General features: G+C 64.3%; 14 protein-coding genes. 2 read left to right on the forward strand and 12 right to left on the reverse strand.

Features of this window, described 5'->3' with window-relative positions; translation table 11 throughout:
• Nucleotides 1-36: 36 nt before the first annotated feature.
• The gene (gene galU / locus EH240_RS00995) at nucleotides 37-942 is read left to right on the forward strand and encodes a UTP--glucose-1-phosphate uridylyltransferase GalU (RefSeq protein ID WP_124995549.1); all 906 of its coding nucleotides are present in this window, start codon (nucleotides 37-39) and stop codon (nucleotides 940-942) included.
• 72 nt (nucleotides 943-1,014) lie between these two features.
• Here the strand turns inward: galU and EH240_RS01000 are convergent, their stop codons facing one another.
• Nucleotides 1,015-2,799 carry an outer membrane beta-barrel protein gene (locus tag EH240_RS01000; RefSeq protein WP_124995550.1) on the reverse strand — a complete coding sequence of 595 codons (1,785 nt, stop codon included), beginning with the start codon at nucleotides 2,797-2,799 and terminating at the stop codon, nucleotides 1,015-1,017.
• A gap of 160 nt (nucleotides 2,800-2,959) precedes the next feature.
• Between EH240_RS01000 and EH240_RS01005 the strand changes: the two genes are divergently transcribed.
• Nucleotides 2,960-3,961, forward strand: coding sequence for a KpsF/GutQ family sugar-phosphate isomerase (locus tag EH240_RS01005; protein WP_124995679.1), 1,002 nt, complete (start codon nucleotides 2,960-2,962; stop codon nucleotides 3,959-3,961).
• 64 nt (nucleotides 3,962-4,025) lie between these two features.
• On the opposite strand, the gene EH240_RS01010 is transcribed toward EH240_RS01005, so the two are convergent.
• From EH240_RS01010 to EH240_RS01060, 11 genes are all read right to left on the reverse strand, one after another.
• Nucleotides 4,026-4,490 carry an NfeD family protein gene (locus EH240_RS01010; RefSeq protein ID WP_124995551.1) on the reverse strand — a complete coding sequence of 155 codons (465 nt, stop codon included), beginning with the start codon at nucleotides 4,488-4,490 and terminating at the stop codon, nucleotides 4,026-4,028.
• Nucleotides 4,491-4,510: 20 nt separating this feature from the next.
• The gene (locus EH240_RS01015) at nucleotides 4,511-5,461 is read right to left on the reverse strand and encodes an SPFH domain-containing protein (RefSeq protein WP_124995552.1); all 951 of its coding nucleotides are present in this window, start codon (nucleotides 5,459-5,461) and stop codon (nucleotides 4,511-4,513) included.
• 136 nt (nucleotides 5,462-5,597) lie between these two features.
• Nucleotides 5,598-6,662 (reverse strand): ferrochelatase, encoded by a 1,065-nt coding sequence (gene hemH, locus EH240_RS01020; RefSeq protein WP_124995553.1) that lies wholly within the window; start codon nucleotides 6,660-6,662, stop codon nucleotides 5,598-5,600.
• Nucleotides 6,663-6,921: 259 nt separating this feature from the next.
• On the reverse strand, nucleotides 6,922-8,973 hold the full coding sequence (locus EH240_RS01025) for a 5'-nucleotidase C-terminal domain-containing protein (protein ID WP_124995554.1): 2,052 nt from the start codon (nucleotides 8,971-8,973) through the stop codon (nucleotides 6,922-6,924).
• A 192-nt stretch (nucleotides 8,974-9,165) separates the two neighbouring features.
• Nucleotides 9,166-9,537, reverse strand: a complete 372-nt coding sequence (gene omp10 / locus EH240_RS01030; protein WP_124995555.1) for an outer membrane lipoprotein Omp10 — start codon at nucleotides 9,535-9,537, stop codon at nucleotides 9,166-9,168.
• 185 nt (nucleotides 9,538-9,722) lie between these two features.
• Nucleotides 9,723-11,168, reverse strand: a complete 1,446-nt coding sequence (locus EH240_RS01035) for a homospermidine synthase (protein WP_124995556.1) — start codon at nucleotides 11,166-11,168, stop codon at nucleotides 9,723-9,725.
• 131 nt (nucleotides 11,169-11,299) lie between these two features.
• Nucleotides 11,300-12,235 (reverse strand): heme-dependent oxidative N-demethylase family protein, encoded by a 936-nt coding sequence (locus EH240_RS01040; protein ID WP_124995557.1) that lies wholly within the window; start codon nucleotides 12,233-12,235, stop codon nucleotides 11,300-11,302.
• A 37-nt stretch (nucleotides 12,236-12,272) separates the two neighbouring features.
• Nucleotides 12,273-12,935: an aminotransferase class IV family protein gene (locus EH240_RS01045; RefSeq protein WP_124995558.1), complete on the reverse strand. Its 663-nt coding sequence runs from the start codon at nucleotides 12,933-12,935 to the stop codon at nucleotides 12,273-12,275.
• On the reverse strand, nucleotides 12,884-14,029 hold the full coding sequence (locus EH240_RS01050) for an aminodeoxychorismate synthase component I (RefSeq protein WP_124995559.1): 1,146 nt from the start codon (nucleotides 14,027-14,029) through the stop codon (nucleotides 12,884-12,886). Before EH240_RS01050 ends, EH240_RS01045 begins: the two co-directional genes overlap by 52 nt.
• A 161-nt stretch (nucleotides 14,030-14,190) precedes the next feature.
• Nucleotides 14,191-14,901, reverse strand: a complete 711-nt coding sequence (locus EH240_RS01055; RefSeq protein ID WP_124995560.1) for a proton-conducting membrane transporter — start codon at nucleotides 14,899-14,901, stop codon at nucleotides 14,191-14,193.
• A gap of 359 nt (nucleotides 14,902-15,260) precedes the next feature.
• Nucleotides 15,261-17,099 carry a M3 family oligoendopeptidase gene (locus EH240_RS01060; RefSeq protein ID WP_167483886.1) on the reverse strand — a complete coding sequence of 613 codons (1,839 nt, stop codon included), beginning with the start codon at nucleotides 17,097-17,099 and terminating at the stop codon, nucleotides 15,261-15,263.
• Nucleotides 17,100-17,144 lie beyond the last annotated feature (45 nt).

The raw sequence follows: 17,144 nt of genomic DNA on the forward strand, positions 1-17,144 counted from the left end.
GAGCGGATAATGGGTTCAAAACGGATGGGGTGGAGCATGAAGCGAGTTCGCAAGGCAGTTTTCCCGGTCGCCGGCCTCGGCACGCGGTTTCTTCCGGCCACCAAGGCCATTCCGAAGGAGATGCTCACCGTCGTCGACCGGCCGGTCATCCAATATGTGGTCGATGAGGCGCGCGAGGCCGGCATCGAGCATTTCATCTTCGTCACCGGACGCAACAAGGCGGTCATCGAGGATCACTTCGACGTCCAGTTCGAGCTCTACGACACGCTTGCCCAGCGCGGCAAGGACGACCAGCTCGCCCGCCTGCAGCGGCTGCAGCCGGCTCCGGGTCAAACCAGCTTCACCCGCCAGCAGGTGCCGATGGGGCTTGGCCACGCAGTCTGGTGCGCGCGAGAGCTGGTCGGCGACGAACCGTTCGCGCTGCTTTTGCCCGACATGATCATGCAGTCGGAAAAAAGCTGCATGAAGGACATGGTCGAGCTCTATGCCGAGACCGGCAACAACATCATCGCCGTGCAGGAATGCGATCCGGCCGAGGCGCACAAATACGGCATCGTCGGCCGTGGCGAGGACACCCATCACGGCTTCCGCATCACCGGGATGGTAGAGAAGCCGAAACTGGGCACGGCGCCATCCAACCTTTTCATCAACGGGCGCTATATCTTGCAGCCGGAGATTTTCGGCATCCTCGAAAGCCAGGAGCGCGGCGCCGGCAACGAGATCCAGCTGACGGACGCGATGCTGAAGCTGGAGAAGCAGCAGCCCTTCTACGGCTATCATTACAGGGGACGCACCTTCGACTGCGGCTCGCCGGAAGGCTTCGTCGAAGCCAATGTCGCCTTCGCGCTCTGGCGCAACGACATGAACGAGAGCATGGCCGGCGTCATCCGAACGCTGCTCGACGAAGTGCGGCCGGCGGAGCGGCGTGAGGCCGCTTCTTAGGCCACAGCGCCTTCGTCATCCTCGGGTCTGCGCGTCAGCTTCGCTGCCGCTACGCCCCAGGATGACGAAGTGTCAGCGCTGCACCTTCAGCCCCAAATAGACGCTGTTGGCGACATAGTCGCGGCCCGCCAGGTTGCTGGTCAGCTTCTCCGTCCTCACCCGTGTGGTCAGACCGGCATAGCGGTTCAGCCACCATGTCAGCCCGGCTTCTGCGCTCAGGATCAGATCATGGCCCTCGGAGCCGGTATAATCGCGCCAATCGAGGCCAAGCGCCGAATTCGCCGTCAGGTTGGCGCGGACCTGCCGCTCGCCGGTGAGCCGACCCGAGTAGAGGACATCGCCGCTCTCGTTGGCCGTGGTCGTGCTCTCGATCGTGGTCCTTGCGGTGAGGCCGACAATCGTGCCGCGTTCGGGCGACCATTTGAGGTCGGCGTTGACGTATGGCCCGGCATTGGCCGGCAGTCGGTCGTCGTCGATTGCTTCGCGCAGCCATCCGACGGAAAATTCGCCGGAGAGCTTGTCGTCCATGTCGAGCTCGAGGCCGGCGCGGGCGCCGAGCCGCGTAGAGGAGCGCTCGAAACCGTTGCTGTCGAGGCGCAGATCGTAGATCCGCCGGCCGGCTTCCACTTCGGCGAACGGCGTTATGGCCAGTGAGACCTGGTAGCCGGTGCGCAAGGTCGCGGAGTAGAGCGTGGAGTCGCGATGCTTCTGCGACAACATGGTGCCGTCCGAGAGCTTGGCGTCGCCATAGAAATCATGCGTGACCGCGCCGGTCAGCGCGTAGCGCATCTTGCCGACATCCTTCTCGACGCCGAGGCTGCCGTTCACGGTCTGCCGCAGCGGCTGCGAGGTGACGCCGGCAATGGCATCGGGCGAGGAGGCGGATTCCGGCACGGCCTCATAGCCGAGCTTGGCGATGGCGCGCAGCTCATGATCGAGGTCGACATTGAGCTGGCCCTCGATGCGGCCCTGCGCATCGTTGATCTTCTGGCCCGAAAGCGTGTTGCGGAAGATGCCGTAGCCGTCGATGACGGCCGAATTCTCGCGCCAGTCCGAGGCGGCGGAAAAACGCAGCGCTGTTTCGGACAGCACCGCCGGCCTGCCGCCGCTGCTGCCATCGGCGTTGGATGTCGCGGTGAAACCCTGCTCTAGCGTCGGCCGGAAGACGAACGTGCCTACCTTGATGCCAGGGGCGGCGAAGGGATCGTCCTCCGGTTTGACTTTCTGGCCGTCGATCGACCCTGTGCGCTCCGCGCTAGGATCGAGCTTCTGCCTGTCGACGCTGTCGATGGTGACCGCGCGGCGGTTGGCGCCGTCTTCATCGGTGGCCGCCGTGTCGGCCTGATCGCCGGTGGCGGCTGTCTTGGCCGTGCTGTCGGTGGCCTGGCCTGGCTTCTTCTTGGCCTTTTTCTTGTCAGTCGCCTTGGTGTCGCTTTTCGCGTTGGCATCGGCCGCGCGTTGCCTGGCGGTCGAAGGCCGACGTGGCTTAGCCGCGGTCTGGTTGTCGGCGAAGGGGTCGTCGGTCGCTTGCGGCTCGTCGAAGATGCTCGCCGTCGCACCTTCGTCGTCGGGCACCGCGCCTGGGCTCGCCGGCTCATAAGGGTTTGCGAGCGTCTGGTCCTCGGCCGCCTGAGTCGCCGGAGCTGCCCGATCCTGCGATCCTTGCGCCCGCAATTGCCTCGCCTTGCGCTGCTGGTCGGTCAGGATAGCCGATTCGGAGACCTCGCCGCGCAGCTCGGTTTCCTGCGCGAGCACCGGCGCCGGGCGCAGCAAGGCGAGAACACTTGCCGTCAGCAAAAACGCTGCAACGGCAATGCCCTTCGGACCCGTTTTCGTAACTGGCTCGCCCCCGGACATCGTCACCACTGCTCGCGCGGCGCAGGCGCGCCATACTTACCGGACCGTAAATTGGGATGGTTAACGAAGGGTTGAGGCGGGCCGTTTCCGCAACCCACGACAAGCGTGAAACGGCAATTCCGTTGGACAGGCGGGCGACATGGCGCTAATGGCATCTGCCATGCATGCGGGGTCCCCAGAAAGAAAGCAGCCGGACAGGCAGGCTGCGATCGAATCGGCGCTGAGAACCGTGGCGACGGAGCAGACCGGCGTCGCGGCGCTTGCCACTGCGCTCGACAACGGCTTGGCCGAGCCGTTCGCGAGCGCCATCGATCTCATCGCGCGGATCGATGGCCGTGTCATCGTCACCGGTGTCGGCAAGAGCGGCCATATCGGGGGCAAGATCGCGGCGACGCTCGCCTCGACCGGCACGCCCGCCTTCTTCGTCCATCCTGCAGAGGCCAATCATGGCGATCTCGGCATGATCGCCAGGAATGACGCCATCATCGCCATGTCATGGTCGGGCGAGAGCAAGGAGCTGATGGGGATCGTCGCATATTCCAGGCGCTTTTCTATCCCGCTGATCGCCATCACCTCCGGCGAGAATTCAGCGCTGGCGCGCGCCGCCGATGTTGTGCTGCTCCTGCCGGCCGTGCCGGAGGCCTGTCCGCACGGGCTGGCGCCGACGACATCGGCGCTGCTGCAACTGGTCATGGGTGATGCGCTGGCGATCGCGCTGCTCGAGGCGCGCGGCTTCACGCCCGACCATTTCCGCACCTTCCATCCCGGTGGCCAGCTTGGCGCCAACCTGACGCAGCTGCGCGAGATCATGCATGTCGGCGAGCGGCTGCCGCTGGTGCCGTCGGGCACCGGTATGCGCGAAGCGATCGCCGAGCTGTCGCGCAAAGGCTTCGGCTGCGTGGCGATCACCGGCGCCGACGGCGCGCTGATCGGCATCATCACCGACGGCGACATCCGCCGCCATATCGGCAGCGATCTCCTGTCGATGAGCGTCGATCAGGTGATGACGAGGAAGCCGAAGACGGCGGCCCCCGACACGCTGGTGGCGACGGCGCTGCAGACGATCAACGCCTCCGCCATCACCAGCCTGATGGTGGTGGAAGGCGGACGCCCTGTTGGGCTCGTGCATCTGCATGACCTGCTGCGCATCGGCGCCGCCTAAGATGCGTTGGTCAGGTGAGGCCGGCCTGACCTGAATCTTTAGCGCATCCTGGAAGTTGGCGTACTCAGATGGCTTCGACCGTCAATTCCAGATCGGTGTCGGCGGCGCCCGTCACGCGCACCTGCGTGCCAGCCGGCAGATCCGGGCCCGAGACACGCCACAGCGTGTCGCCGAGCTTGATGCGGCCGCGGCCGTCCTTGATCGGCTCGGCAAGCGTGGCCATCTTGCCAACCATCTGCGCGCCACGGCGGTTCAGCAGCGGCTGATCGGTCGGATCATGGCGCCCGCCAACCAGCTTCTTGCCGACATAGGCCGAAACCAGTGAAAGCGCGAGGAAGGCGAGCACCTGGACTTGCCAGGTCCAGAAGCTCGCGTCCCAGATCAGCAGCGAGATCGCGCCGATGAGCAGCGCTGCGATGCCGATCCACAGCATGAAAATGCCGGGAGCGATAACTTCCATCACCAGCAGGACGAAGCCGAGAACCATCCAGTTCCAGGGGCCAAGTTCTAACACAATGCGGTCGAGCATGAGAGTAGCCTCCTATGACCTCAGCTCTCGCTCGGGCGAACCACGGGCGGGCGGCCGGCCTGCCGTTGCGCGCCGTTGCTACCTTCGCTCCTGAACACTTCCTTGGCTATCTCGCCAATGCCGCCAAGCGTGCCGATCAACGAAGAAGCCTCAAGCGGCATCAGCACGACTTTACTGTTGGCGGCCGAGCCGATCTTGGTCAGCGCTTCCGTGTATTTCTGCGCGACGAAGTAGTTGAGAGCCTGCACGTCGCCTTTGGAGATGGCTTCGGACACGACTTGCGTTGCGCGGGCTTCAGCTTCAGCCGAGCGTTCGCGGGCCTCCGCGTCCCGGAACGCGGCTTCCTTGCGACCCTCAGCCTCCAGGATTTGCGACTGCTTGAGACCTTCGGCGGCGAGGATCTGCGCGCGCTTGTTTCGTTCGGCCGTCATCTGCCGTCCCATCGACTCGATGAGGTTGGCCGGCGGATTGATGTCCTTGATCTCGACGCGGGTGATCTTGATGCCCCAAGGGTGCGCGGCTTCATCGACAACGCGCAGCAGGCGCTCGTTGATGGCGTCGCGGTTCGACAAAAGCTCGTCGAGGTCCATCGAACCCATGACCGTGCGGATGTTGGTCATGGTCAGGTTGAGGATGGCGTTTTGCAGGCCGGAGACCTGGTAGGCTGCCTGCGCCGCGTTGAGAATCTGGAAGAAGGCTATGCCGTCGACACCGACTATGGCGTTGTCCCGGGTGATGATCTCCTGGCTCGGGACGTCGAGCACCTGTTCCATCATGTTCATCTTGGCGCCAATGCGGTCGATAAAGGGCACGATGAGATTGAGGCCCGGGCTCAATGTCTTGGTATAACGGCCGAAACGCTCAACCGTATAATTATAGCCTTGCGGGATTGTCCGGATTCCTTTGAAAAGCACCAACACGACAAGCGCGACAAGAACAATGATGGCGATATCGAAACCGCTGAACCCCATTTCGTTTCTCCCTCAAAAGGCTGCGACCTCACGGAATCACTTAAGTGTGTTTCCGCAACGTTACAATCAGGTGATCATGAATATCGGTTAGCGGAGGCTTTTGCGCACCGGTTTCAACGCCTGTCGGTGAAGCCCGTCACACCCAGCCGGAAAGCTCGCGCCGCACCAGCGCCTCGATCACCGCCATGCCCTCGGCGCTGTCGTTGAGGCAGGGGATGTGGGCGAAGTCCTTGCCGCCGGCATGGTGGAACGTCTCGGCCGCTTCGCGGCCGATCTCGTCCAGCGTCTCGATGCAGTCGGCGGAAAAGCCCGGATTGACGATGGCGATCGACTTGACGCCGTCCTTGGCCAGCTTCTCGACGGTGACGTCGGTGTAAGGCTGCAGCCATTCCTGCGCGCCAAAGCGCGACTGGAAGGTGGTGATGAGCTTCTTCTCGTCCAAGCCGAGCCTTGCCCTGAGCAACCGCGTCGTCTCCAGGCAATGCGCCCGGTAGGGGTCGCCCCTGTCGGAATAAGGTTTCGGAATGCCGTGGTAGGAGGTGATGATCACTTCCGGCACGAAGTCGAGCGTCGCCAGGTGCTTCTCGATCGAACGGGCGAGCGCTTCGATATAGACCGGCTCGTCGTAATAGGACGGCACGCTGCGGATCGCCGGCGCGTGCCGGAGCCCCATCAGCGCGCGGAACAGCTGGTCGTTGGCGGTCGCTGTCGTCGTCGCCGAATATTGCGGATAGAGGGGGAAGGAAAGAATGCGGTCGCAACCCTGCTCGACCAGCCGGCGGGCGACGCTTTCCGTCGAAGGATTGCCGTAGCGCATCGCCCAGTCGACCACGACGTTCGGCAGGTCAGCGAGCGCACCGGCCAGCTTCTCTGCCTGGGAGCGGGTGAAGGTGCGCAGCGGCGACTCGTTCCTTTCCCGGTTCCAGATCCTGGCGTAGTTGGCGCCGGACTTTTTCGGCCGCGTGGTGAGAACCAGCCCATAGAGGATCGGATACCAGACCGCCTTGTTGAGCTCGATGACGCGCGGATCGGAGAGGAATTCCCTCAGATAACGCCACATCGGCTTGAAGTCGGTGCCGTCGGGCGTGCCGAGATTGATCAGCATGATGCCGATCTTGCCCGCCTTCACCGGCGCGGCGTCCGCCTGCGCCGGACCGGCGGTCCTGGCGGCTTTCGCATCGGCGGGGTTGGCAAGTGTCATTACTGTCTCCGGGCACCGCACAGGCGGCGACGCCGCGAAACTAGCGATGCCCCGCCGGTTTGCAATGCTGCGTCTGGCCGCACCGTGGAGCGAGATGCCTCTTCATTTGAATTGCCATCTCGCTCTACGATTCTGTTTTTAAGCATGATCCTCTCCGAAAAGTCTGCAACTTTTCGGGATCATGCTCTATCCCGTTCCAGTCCGAGAACGGAACACCCGCCCGGTTTCCCGGACGGGTGCCAAGACTTCCCGGGAAGGTCTACTTCGCGGTCGGCGGAATGGTCAGCGTCGCGCCGAGCGGCAGGCGGCGCGGCCTGTAGTTCTTGTTGGCCTCGGAGATCAGCTTCCATTTGGTGCCGTCGCCATAGTTTTTCTTGGCCAGGTCCCAGTAAGTGTCGCCGGCGGCGATCACATGACTGGTCTCCGGACCGGTCGCGGCCGGCTTGGCCTCGGCGGGCGCTGTCTCGGCCGGCTTGGCGGGTTCGGTCGCAGGGGCAATCGTCGCCGGAGCAGTTTCGGCAGGTTTTGCCGCTCCCGACGTTGCCGGTGCTGTCTCGGCCGGAACGGTCGGCGGCGTGCCGGCGATGTCGCCGGAATTAGACGGCAAAGCCGGCATTGCGGGCTCGGCTGGTTTGGCGGGCTCGGCGGCAGGCACTGTCGTAGTCTCGGCGGGCTTTGCCGGCTCCGCTGCGGCTACCGTCGCGCCAACCTCGGTGATGCGGCCGTCGAGCTTCGGCGTGTAGGGTCGGTGCGCGCCGAGATAGTCGGCCACCACCTGCTCCAGGCCCGGGCCGTAGTCATAGGCGTCGGTCGCCTTTTCGGCAAAGACCTTGTAGCCGTCGCCGCCCTGGCGGACGTAGTTATTGGTGGCGACGAGATATTGCTTGTCCGGATTGATGGGCGCCCAGGCGCCGTTCTCCATCACCTCGACCGATTTGACGCGGCCGGCATTGGGCGCCACCGACTTGTCGAAGGCGTATTTCAGGCCGGCCACCTGCGGGAAGCGGCCGGCGCCGTCCTCGATCTGGCTGAGGCCGTTTTCGAGACCGGCGACCAGATCCTTGCCGGAGATCTTGAACGTCGCCAGCGTGTTCTGGAACGGCAGCACGGTCAGCACCTCGCCCATGGTCACGGTGCCCTGGTCGATCGAGGCGCGCAGGCCGCCGCCGTTCGAGACGACGATCTCGACGCCCTGGCCCTTGACGCGGTCGAGGATGGCGTCGGAGACCAGATTGCCCATCTCGCATTCGCGGGCGCGGCAATTCTCGCGGCTGCCGTCGATCGCCTTGGTGGCCTCGGCGACCTCCTTGTTCTTCAGCGCCTCGATCGGCGCACCAAGCTCCTTGATGCGGGCGAGAACCGCGGGATCTGGCGTGATCGACTTGTCGAGATAGATCGGGTCGCCGCTCGCCTCCTTGACGACGCCGTTGTCGTCGAACACCACCTTGAATTCGCCGAGATATTTCGAATAGGACGCCGCCTGCACCACCGGCACCTTGTAGCCGTCCGGGTTGTCGACCATCGTCGGATAGGGACCCGCCGCCTTCGGGTCGGTGTTCGACAGAAGCGTGTGGCTGTGGCCACCCACCACCACGTCGATGCCGGGAATTTTCGCGATGACATCGCGCTCGCGGTTGTAGCCGATATGGGTGACCGCGATGATCTTGTTGATGCCTTCTCCCTTCAGCTTCTCGACCTCCGCGGTGATCGACTTGACGTCGTCCGCGATGGCGATGTTGGGACCAGGCGAGGCGAGTTCCGGCGTGTCGTTGGTGACGGCGCCGACGATGCCGATCTTCTGCCCGCCGACCTCGACCACGATCGAAGGCTTGATCTTGCCCGCGGCGCCGGATTTGTCGTTGGGCACGACGTTGGCGCTGACAACCGGGAACTTCGCCTTGTCGAGGTAAGGCACCAGCGCGCTCTCGCCGTCGTCGAATTCGTGGTTGCCAAGCGTCACCGCGTCGGGCTTCATCTGATTGAGGAACTCCTCCTCCGCCGCACCTTTGTAGGTGATGTAGAACAGCGATCCCTGGAAGCTGTCACCGGCGTTGAGCAAGAGCACGTTCTGGCCTTCGAGCTTCTTGCGCTGCTCGGCGATGGCGGTGACCAGCCGGCCGGCGCCGCCGATGCATTCGCCCTTGGTCTCCTCCTCCGCCGAACACGTGGACTCATATTTGTTGTTGCCTTCGATGCGGCTGTGCCAATCGTTGAAGTGCAGAATGTTCAGCGTGTAGTCGGCAAAGGATGCTCCTGCCGACATGCCAATCGTCGAGGCAGACAGGGCTAGAACGGCGGCAAATTTCTTCATCTTCGTCTCCCGGATGAACTGACCTGAAGTGCTTAACGCCCTCGCTTGACTGGAACATAACAGCCAGCTCTTCCGGCATGTTCACATCGCGTTTTGGCCGATGCAAGCGGAAATCGGGAAGAGGTTTGCTGGCACAAAAAAGGACGGCGGCTCGCGCCGCCGTCCTTGACAAGATCGATGTCTCGCCTGCGCTCAGGCCCGGCGTGTCAGCACGAAATTCTGGCCGCTGGCGCTGGTGCAATTGAGCTGGCTGATGGAGATCATCAGGCAGTTGAAGCTGACCGGGGTCTGGCGGATCAGCGAGGTGCCGTGGATCTCGACCGAGGTCGGTCCGGTCATGGTGTAGCTGCCTTCGGACAGCTTCTGGCCGGTATCGGTCGCGACAGTGGCGAAGCTGCCGGCGGCGAAGGTCGACAGGCCGGTGCCCTTGGCGTCGATCCAGTTGCCCTCGACGCCCTTGGGCGCCGCCATCGACGGTTCCGAAGGCCCGGTGGTGGTGCAGGCGGCAGCGGCCAAAAGGCTTGCCGCGGCGCATGCCGAAAGCAATTTGCGCGCAATGGTCATTCGAAAATCCTCTCCTCTCGCATCGGCCCCAAAATCGCTTCGATTTTCGGAAAGCACGATGCGTACATCAAAGTGCTAGAGCGTACTTTGTGCGTCCGAATGGACGCACGTCGCTCTAGGCCGCATCTTCTCAATCGCCCGATTTCCGGGCGATTGCAAGGTGGAGACGGCGGTAGGCCCGGCCGCTATCGCACCAGAATGTTGCGGAACTGCCACGGATCGTCCCTGTCGAGATCCTCGGGGAAAAGCCCCGGGCGGTTATCGAGCGGCGTCCAGTCGGTGTAGTGGCCCCTGACCGGCCCAAGATAGGGCATCTGCACGTCCAGGCAGCGCCTGTAATCCATCTCGTCGGTCTCGACGATGCCGGCGGTCGGATTTTCCAGCGCCCAGACCATGCCGGCCAGCACCGCCGAGGTGACCTGCAGGCCGGTGGCGTTCTGGTAAGGTGCGAGCTTGCGGGCCTCGGCCAGCGACAGCTGCGAGCCGTACCAGTAGGCGTTCTTGGCGTGGCCGTAGAGCAGCACGCCAAGCTCGTCGACGCCGTCGACCAACTCGTTCTCGTCGAGCACGTGATGCACTGGCTGCGCCTTGCCGGCGGCGCCGAACATCTCGTGCAGCGACAGCACCGCGTCGTTGCAGGGATGGTAGGCATAGTGGCAGGTCGGGCGGTACTGCACCTTGCCCTTCTTGCCGCGCACGGTGAAGAAATCGGCGATCGAGATCGCCTCGTTGTGCGTCACAAGGAAGCCGTATTGCGGACCGGGCGTCGGGCACCATGAGCGCACACGCGTGTTGGCGCCGGGCTGCTCCAGAAAGATCGCCGCCTGCGAGCCGTTCTTGTGCTTCCTGCCGTTCTTCGGCATCCAGGTCTCATGCGTGCCCCAGCCGAGCTCGGACGGCTGCAGGCCTTCCGAGATGAAGCCCTCGACCGACCAGGTGTTCCAGAACACGTCCATCGACTTGGGCTTCTTGGTGCGCTGGGTGTCGCGCTCGGCGATGTGGATGCCCTTGACGCCGGCCTTCCTCATCAGCTTCGCCCAGCCCTCGCGGTCCTGCTCCACCGGCTCGGCAAACTCGAGTCCGAGATCGGTGGCGAGGTTGACCAGCGCCTGCTTGACGAACCACGAGACCATGCCTGGATTGGCGCCGCAGCAGGAGATCGCCGTGGTGCCGCCGGGGTTCTTCTCCTTTTCCTGGCGCACGCTTTCGCGCAGCGCGTAGTTGGTGCGCGAGGCGTTGTCGGCCTTTTCGTCGAAATAGAATCCGAGCCAGGGCTCGACGACCGTGTCGACATAGAGCACGCCGAGCTTGCGGCAGAGCTTCATCAGTTCGAGCGAGGAGGTGTCGACCGACAGGTTGACGCAAAAACCTTGGCCGCCGCCCTTGGTCAGAAGCGGGGTGAGCAGCTTCTTGTAGCTCTTCTTGGTGACCGCGTCCTGCATGAAAGTGATGCCGCGCTCGTCGAGCAGCGCGCGGTCGGTGTCGCGCGGGTCGATGACCGTCATGCGCGACTTGTCGAACTTGAAATGGCGTTCGATCAGCGGCAGCGTCCCCCGTCCGATCGAGCCGAAGCCGATCATCACGACAGGGCCGGTGATTTCACCGTAAACGGGCCAGTTTTCATTCGCCATCTTTTCGCGCACTCCTTCAAACACATGCAAAACCCGGCGCTTCCGCCGGACGGCCAAGCGCTACAACCACAGATCATTGTCATAAACCAGCGAAAATCGCCAACCGCCGGCCAGTCGCCATGGCGGCGTGGTTAAGCTGCCTGGGCCACGCCGTGCAGGAAGGCAACCAGCCGGTCGCGGTCGGCGGTCAGGCCCTTGTAGTCGAGCTGCGCAGGGTCGAGCGCGTTGAGCTGCTCCGCGAAAGACGCTGCAAGCGTCGCCCTATCAGGGTGCCGGGCAAGCACCGCCAGTGGGTCGAGATGGATGCGGATGGTGAAGAGGATGTCGCGCGAGAACGGCAGCTTGCGCAGCGTCTGGCGCTCGACGCGGATGAAGGCGTGGACGTTGATATCGCCGTCCGGGAAGCGCGTGGGGCGGTTGGTTGCGCGGTCGATGCGCTGGATATTCGAGAGCGGATGATAGAGCGCGTCGCCCGCCTGGATCGACCAGTTGAAGCGCTCGACCGCCTGGCCCTGCAGGCCGTCGAACATGCGGTTGATGATCTCGGCAGGCCGGGTGCCGGGGCCGAAACCGGGCACCGGCGCGTGGATTTGCTGCAGCGGCTTGCCGAATTTTTCCAGGAGCGACCAGGATGACGGAAAGCAGAGCGATCCGGCGCCAAGCCGCCAGCCGTCATCGCCGCGGCGCATGAGGATCAGGTCTTCCTGCACCAGCAGCGATGCACGGACAAGCGGCGCTTCACGCAATTCGGGAGCCAGCCCGTCGATCGCTGTTTCCATACCGATCACCTCCACACCGGCGCCCGAGTCGCGATGGATGCCGGGGTGTTTTGCCGGGAGATAGGCGGCGAGGAGATCCAGCACTTCTTGCTGTGCGTCGCGGGTATCGTCTTCCTCGACAAAGACCTTTTCCGGGATTTCCGCGTAAAGCCGCCGCTTCTCGGCGAGATGCGGCACAAGGAATTCGTCGACCTCGATCCAGCGGTCGAGCTCGAGCGACTTCAGACCGATGGCGAAGAGCTTGGAGGACCCGTCATAGGGCGTGTGGGTCGGCTGGCGAATAGTCATACTTTTCTCAAACAGAAAATGGCTGGTGGCTCCAGTGTCAGGCTAGTTGCGCCGGGATCAGCCCGCGCAGCGAATTGCCGACGAAGATCGCCTTCGCGGACTTCAGATCGTCGTAGCTGTAGATCGCTTCCACGGCGCGGCCTTCGTCCAGAAGCTCGCCGCGCAATATCCCAGGCAGCAGGCCGCAATCAAGTCTTGGCGTCGCGAGCACGCCGTCGCCGAAGTCGGCGAAGAGGTTGGTGATGGTGCCTTCGCAGAGCTCGCCGCGCTCATTGGCTAGCAGCACCTCGTCGGCGCGGGTGGCGAGGTATTCGGCGCGTGCCCGCTGGTAGGTTTCGCGGCGGCTGGTCTTGTGGCGCAGCAGCGTGTCGCCGGAATCGAGCCGGACCCGCGCAAGCTGCAGCCGCCACACCTTGCCGGCGGGGAGCGGTTCGTAAGGCTGCGCCACCGCCGTCGCCTCGCCGTTGCGCTGCAGGGCGAGGCGGGCGCGCATGGCAGTCTGCCGTCCGCCGATCGCGCCCGTCAGCACCTCGCCGATCCGTTGCGGGTCGCAGGCAAAGCCGAGCTCCGCCGCCGAGGCGTAAAGCCGCGCAAGGTGGCGGTCGAAGCGCAGGAAGCCTGAGCCGGGCTCCCAGCGCATGGTCTCGATCAGCTCGAAGTCGGCACGGTCGCCGTCGCGAAGCGCGCTTTCAACAGACATTCCCGGTACTCCTCCTCGGCGGTCGAGTCGAAGACGACGCCGCCGCCGACATTGTAGACGGCCTCGCCATCGGCAAAGAGCGAGATGGTGCGGATCGCCACCGAGAACCGCATCCTGCCGCCGGGCGCGACCCAGCCGATGGCTCCGCAATAGACATCGCGCGGCACGCCCTCCAGATCGTGCAGGATCTCCATGGCGCGAATTTTTGGCGCGCCGGTTATCGAGCCGCAAGGGAAGAGCGCGGCGAAGACCTGGCGGATGCCGATTTCCGGCAAGAGTTTCGCTCGCACCCGGCTCACCATCTGGTGCACCGTCGGATAGGTCTCGATGCGGAACAGCTCCGGCACCTCCAGCGTGCCGACCTCGCTGATCAGCGAGATGTCGTTGCGTAGCAGGTCGACGATCATCCGGTTCTCGGCCTGGTTCTTCTCGTCATTGCGCAGGAACGCTTTCAGCCGCGCGTCCTCGGCCCTGGTCGCGCCGCGCGGCGCGGTGCCCTTCATCGGATGCGTCTCGATCATGCCTTCGGCGTCGATCTCGAAGAAGAGCTCCGGCGAACGCGACAGCACGACCGGATCGCCAAGCGAGACCAGCGCGCCGTATTTCACCGGCTGGCGCCCGGTCAGCGCATCGAAGGCGGCGAGCGGATCGCCGGACCATTGCGCATGGACCGGAAAGGTCAGATTGCCCTGGTAACAGTCGCCCTTGCGGATGTGGTCGTGGAGGCGCGCGAAGCGGACGGCGTAGTCCTCCGCGGACCAGGCTGCCCGGGCATCGAAGATCGGTCCATTGCTGGCCGGGCTTGAACTTTGCGACACGACCTGCTCGAGCGGCGCGTCGAAGACGCCGAGACAGATCAGCGGCGCGCGGCGGCCCTCGGGGAGCAACGGCACCAGCTTCGGCTCGAGCAGATAGCCGGCCTCATAGGAGAAATAGCCAGCCAGCCATTTGCCGGCGTCGGATGCGGCTTGAGCTGCTTCGATCGCCGGCGCGAATTCATCCGCGCTGCGCGCGACGATGATCTCATGCGGCCTGTCGAAGACGAGCTGGCTGCCGGTCTCGTCGTTGCGGAAGATGGCGGAAGGCAGGGACATAAGCCTCGGATGCGGTCAATGACGCCGTCGATCGCTCTATATGGGGGGTGGGACAGGCGCAATCGAGAGAACGGCGTCGGGCGGCGCAAAGGCGTCTGGCCCAAGACAAAGGCGGCGTCCGCAACAGGCGCCGCCTTGCACTGGCCATTGTCGGTGCGGGATCAGGTATTGTTCGAGGTTCCAGCCGTCGGGAAGCGGCGGGCGAATTCCGCCTCGTCGCCCGCAGCCAGCAATTTCGCCTGCTCGATCCATTTCTCGCGCGCGATGCGGCCGTCGAAATTGAGCACCTCGTCGATGCGCTTGACGTCGGCATCGGTCCAGGCGGCGATCTGGGCGTAAGTCGTGACGCCCTGACCCTTGAGCAGCTTTTCATTGACCGGGCCGATGCCGATCAGGCGGCGCAGATTGTCGGCCTTGCCGGCGGCGGCCTTCGAGGCGGCGGCTTTCTTTGGCGTCGCCGATTTGGCCGCCGGTTTCGATGCGGCAGCCGTCTTTGCTGCCGCCGGCTTGGCCGTGGCCGATTTGGTCGGAGTGGGCTTTCCCGCAGGCGATTTCGCCGGCGACGATTTGGCGGCTGCCGGCGTCGACATCAGCCCCGCCGGCGCAGGCGCGGCAGCCTTGCCGGTTCCTGCCTTGGCGGAAGAGGCCGGCGCGTTACGCAGCTTGCGCTCGAGGTCGGCGCGAGCGCGGCCGCACGCGTCGAGCTCACCGGTCAGGCGGTCCGCATCGGCGCGAAACCGGTCGCGTTCGCTCTTTGCGCGATCGAGTTCGCCGCGCAGGCTGTCGAACTCGCCACGCAGACGGCCCCAGATGAACCAGCCAACCAAAACACCGACAACGAACGCCAGGAGCATATAGAAGAAAGTGCTCATTTCCCTCTCCAGTCCGATCGGGCGGCCGCGGCCCGGCACGGCGGGCTTGCCGCAGAATCGTCAATCGTTCCGCTATCGGCGGAACGGCCGCTTTAGTCGAGCTGTCGGCACCTGGCTCTCCTCCGGCTATGGCCGACGGCCGTCATCGCATCCGCCGAAGCGTCGCGAGGGCCATCTCTGGCCTTGGCGATGCGTCCGGCTGAGCTTGAGGCCGGACGCTATCATACGGCCTGCGGAAAGCTAATTGAAAAATGCGGCGGAGAGTTATTTAAGAACAGCTATTTAGGGCAAGAATAGAAACGCGGCAAATATGCGTTCCGGCTAAATTGTTCTGGTCTATGCCGCCGGGCGAACGCCCGTCATTTGTCGAGCGTTTCCAGCTCGTCGATCAGGGTGCCGATCACTCCAAGGCCGATCTGCCAGAAGGCAGGATCCGTGGCGTCGAGGCCGAAGGGCGCCAGAAGCTCCGAGTGATGCTTGGTGCCGCCGGCGCGCAGCATCTCGAAATACTTCTCCTGAAAGCCGCGCTCGGCATTTTGGTAGACGGCATAGAGCGAGTTCACCAGGCAGTCGCCGAAGGCATAGGCGTAGACGTAGAAAGGCGAGTGGATGAAATGCGGGATGTAGGTCCAGAAGACCTCGTAGCCGTCGCGCAGCTTGATCGCCGGCCCCAGGCTCTCGGCCTGCACCTCCAGCCAGAACTGGCCAAGCCTGTCCGAGGTCAACTCGCCGTTGCGGCGCTCGGCATGCACCTTGCGCTCGAATTCGTAGAAGGCGACCTGGCGCACGACGGTGTTGATCATGTCCTCGACCTTCTGGGCGAGCATCGCCTTGCGCTCGCGCTTGTCGGAGGTCTGGTCGAGCAGCGAGCGGAAGGTCAGCATCTCGCCGAAGACCGAGGCCGTCTCGGCCAGCGTCAGCGGCGTGGAGGCCATCAGCGCGCCCTGGCCGGCGGCGAGCACCTGGTGCACGCCATGGCCGAGCTCGTGCGCCAGCGTCATCACGTCGCGCGGCTTGCCCATGTAGTTGAGCAGCACGTAAGGGTGCGCCGAAGGCACCGTCGGATGGGCGAAGGCGCCGGGCGACTTGCCGGGCCGCACAGGCGCATCGATCCAGTTGCGGTCGAAAAAGGTGCGCGCGATTTCCGCCATGTCCGGCGAGAAACGCTGGTAGGCCGACAGCACCGTGTCCCTGGCGTCGTCCCAGCGGATCACAGCCTGCGGGGTCTCGGGCAGCGGCGCGTTGCGGTCCCAGTGGTTCATCACTTCCATGCCGAGCCAGCGCGCCTTCATCGCGTAATAGCGGTGTGACAGGCGCGGATAGGCCTCGCGCACGGCGGCCGCCAAAGCATCGACCACGCCGCGCTCGACGCGATTGGCGAGGTGGCGTGAATCGGCGATGTCCTCGAAGCCGCGCCAGCGGTCGGAAATCTCCTTGTCCTTGGCGAGCGTGTTGGTGATGAGCGTGAAGGTGCGCAGGTTCTTGCGGAAGGTCGCGGCAAGCGCCTCGGAGGCGCGGCGGCGCACGTCGCCGTCGGCGTCCTGCAGCCGGTTCAGCGCCGGCTCCAGCGTCAGCTCCTCGCCGTCGACATCGAAGCGCAGGTCGGTCATCGTCTCGTCGAACAGGCGGTTCCAGGCGCCGCGTCCGGTGACCGACTTTTCGTGGAACAACTGCTCGACCCGGTCTTCGAGCTGATAGGGCTTGTCCTTCCTGAGGTCGAGCACCCACGGACGGTAATGAGCGAAGGCCGCGTCGGCCGCGAGCGCGCTTTCAATCACCGCCTCGTCGATCAGGTTGAGCTCGAGCGCGAAGAACAAAAGATGCGCGCTGGCATCGGTCATCTTCTCCTGGACGTCGCCATAGAGCTTGGCGCGCTGCGGATCGGCGGTGTTGCCAGCATAGACCAGCCCGGCATAGGAGACGATGCGGCCGATCAGTTCCTCCAGCGCCTCGTAGGCCTTCAGCGCCTCGCCGAGCCGGCCGGCGGTGTCGCGCTCGGCCTCGGCGGCCAAAGTGCCTTTCCATCGGGCCTCGAAGGCAATGGCGTCGCTTGCCACCCGAGCGATGTCGCGCTTCAGCTCCGGCGCTTCCATGCCGGAATAGAGATCGGCGAGATTCCACTCCGGCAGATCGCCGAGCTCCGCCGCGACCTGGCCAGACGCCGTCGCCGCAAGCCGCTGACCAAACATCATGCGCATCAACAATACCTTCTTTGAATCAAGCGTCCAGAATCAAGGGGAGAG

This window comes from Mesorhizobium tamadayense (genome assembly GCF_003863365.1).
GTDB classification, from domain to species: Bacteria; Pseudomonadota; Alphaproteobacteria; order Rhizobiales; family Rhizobiaceae; genus Mesorhizobium; species Mesorhizobium tamadayense.

Bases quoted from the DNA above. Each gene is read 5' to 3' on its own strand.
- galU (WP_124995549.1), top strand. From the start codon at position 37: ATGAAGCGAGTTCGCAAGGCAGTTTTCCCGGTCGCCGGCCTCGGCACG.
- EH240_RS01000 (WP_124995550.1), bottom strand. From the start codon at position 2,799: ATGTCCGGGGGCGAGCCAGTTACGAAAACGGGTCCGAAGGGCATTGCC.
- EH240_RS01005 (WP_124995679.1), top strand. From the start codon at position 2,960: ATGCATGCGGGGTCCCCAGAAAGAAAGCAGCCGGACAGGCAGGCTGCG.
- EH240_RS01010 (WP_124995551.1), bottom strand. From the start codon at position 4,490: ATGCTCGACCGCATTGTGTTAGAACTTGGCCCCTGGAACTGGATGGTT.
- EH240_RS01015 (WP_124995552.1), bottom strand. From the start codon at position 5,461: ATGGGGTTCAGCGGTTTCGATATCGCCATCATTGTTCTTGTCGCGCTT.
- hemH (WP_124995553.1), bottom strand. From the start codon at position 6,662: ATGACACTTGCCAACCCCGCCGATGCGAAAGCCGCCAGGACCGCCGGT.
- EH240_RS01025 (WP_124995554.1), bottom strand. From the start codon at position 8,973: ATGAAGAAATTTGCCGCCGTTCTAGCCCTGTCTGCCTCGACGATTGGC.
- omp10 (WP_124995555.1), bottom strand. From the start codon at position 9,537: ATGACCATTGCGCGCAAATTGCTTTCGGCATGCGCCGCGGCAAGCCTT.
- EH240_RS01035 (WP_124995556.1), bottom strand. From the start codon at position 11,168: ATGGCGAATGAAAACTGGCCCGTTTACGGTGAAATCACCGGCCCTGTC.
- EH240_RS01040 (WP_124995557.1), bottom strand. From the start codon at position 12,235: ATGACTATTCGCCAGCCGACCCACACGCCCTATGACGGGTCCTCCAAG.
- EH240_RS01045 (WP_124995558.1), bottom strand. From the start codon at position 12,935: ATGTCTGTTGAAAGCGCGCTTCGCGACGGCGACCGTGCCGACTTCGAG.
- EH240_RS01050 (WP_124995559.1), bottom strand. From the start codon at position 14,029: ATGTCCCTGCCTTCCGCCATCTTCCGCAACGACGAGACCGGCAGCCAG.
- EH240_RS01055 (WP_124995560.1), bottom strand. From the start codon at position 14,901: ATGAGCACTTTCTTCTATATGCTCCTGGCGTTCGTTGTCGGTGTTTTG.
- EH240_RS01060 (WP_167483886.1), bottom strand. From the start codon at position 17,099: ATGCGCATGATGTTTGGTCAGCGGCTTGCGGCGACGGCGTCTGGCCAG.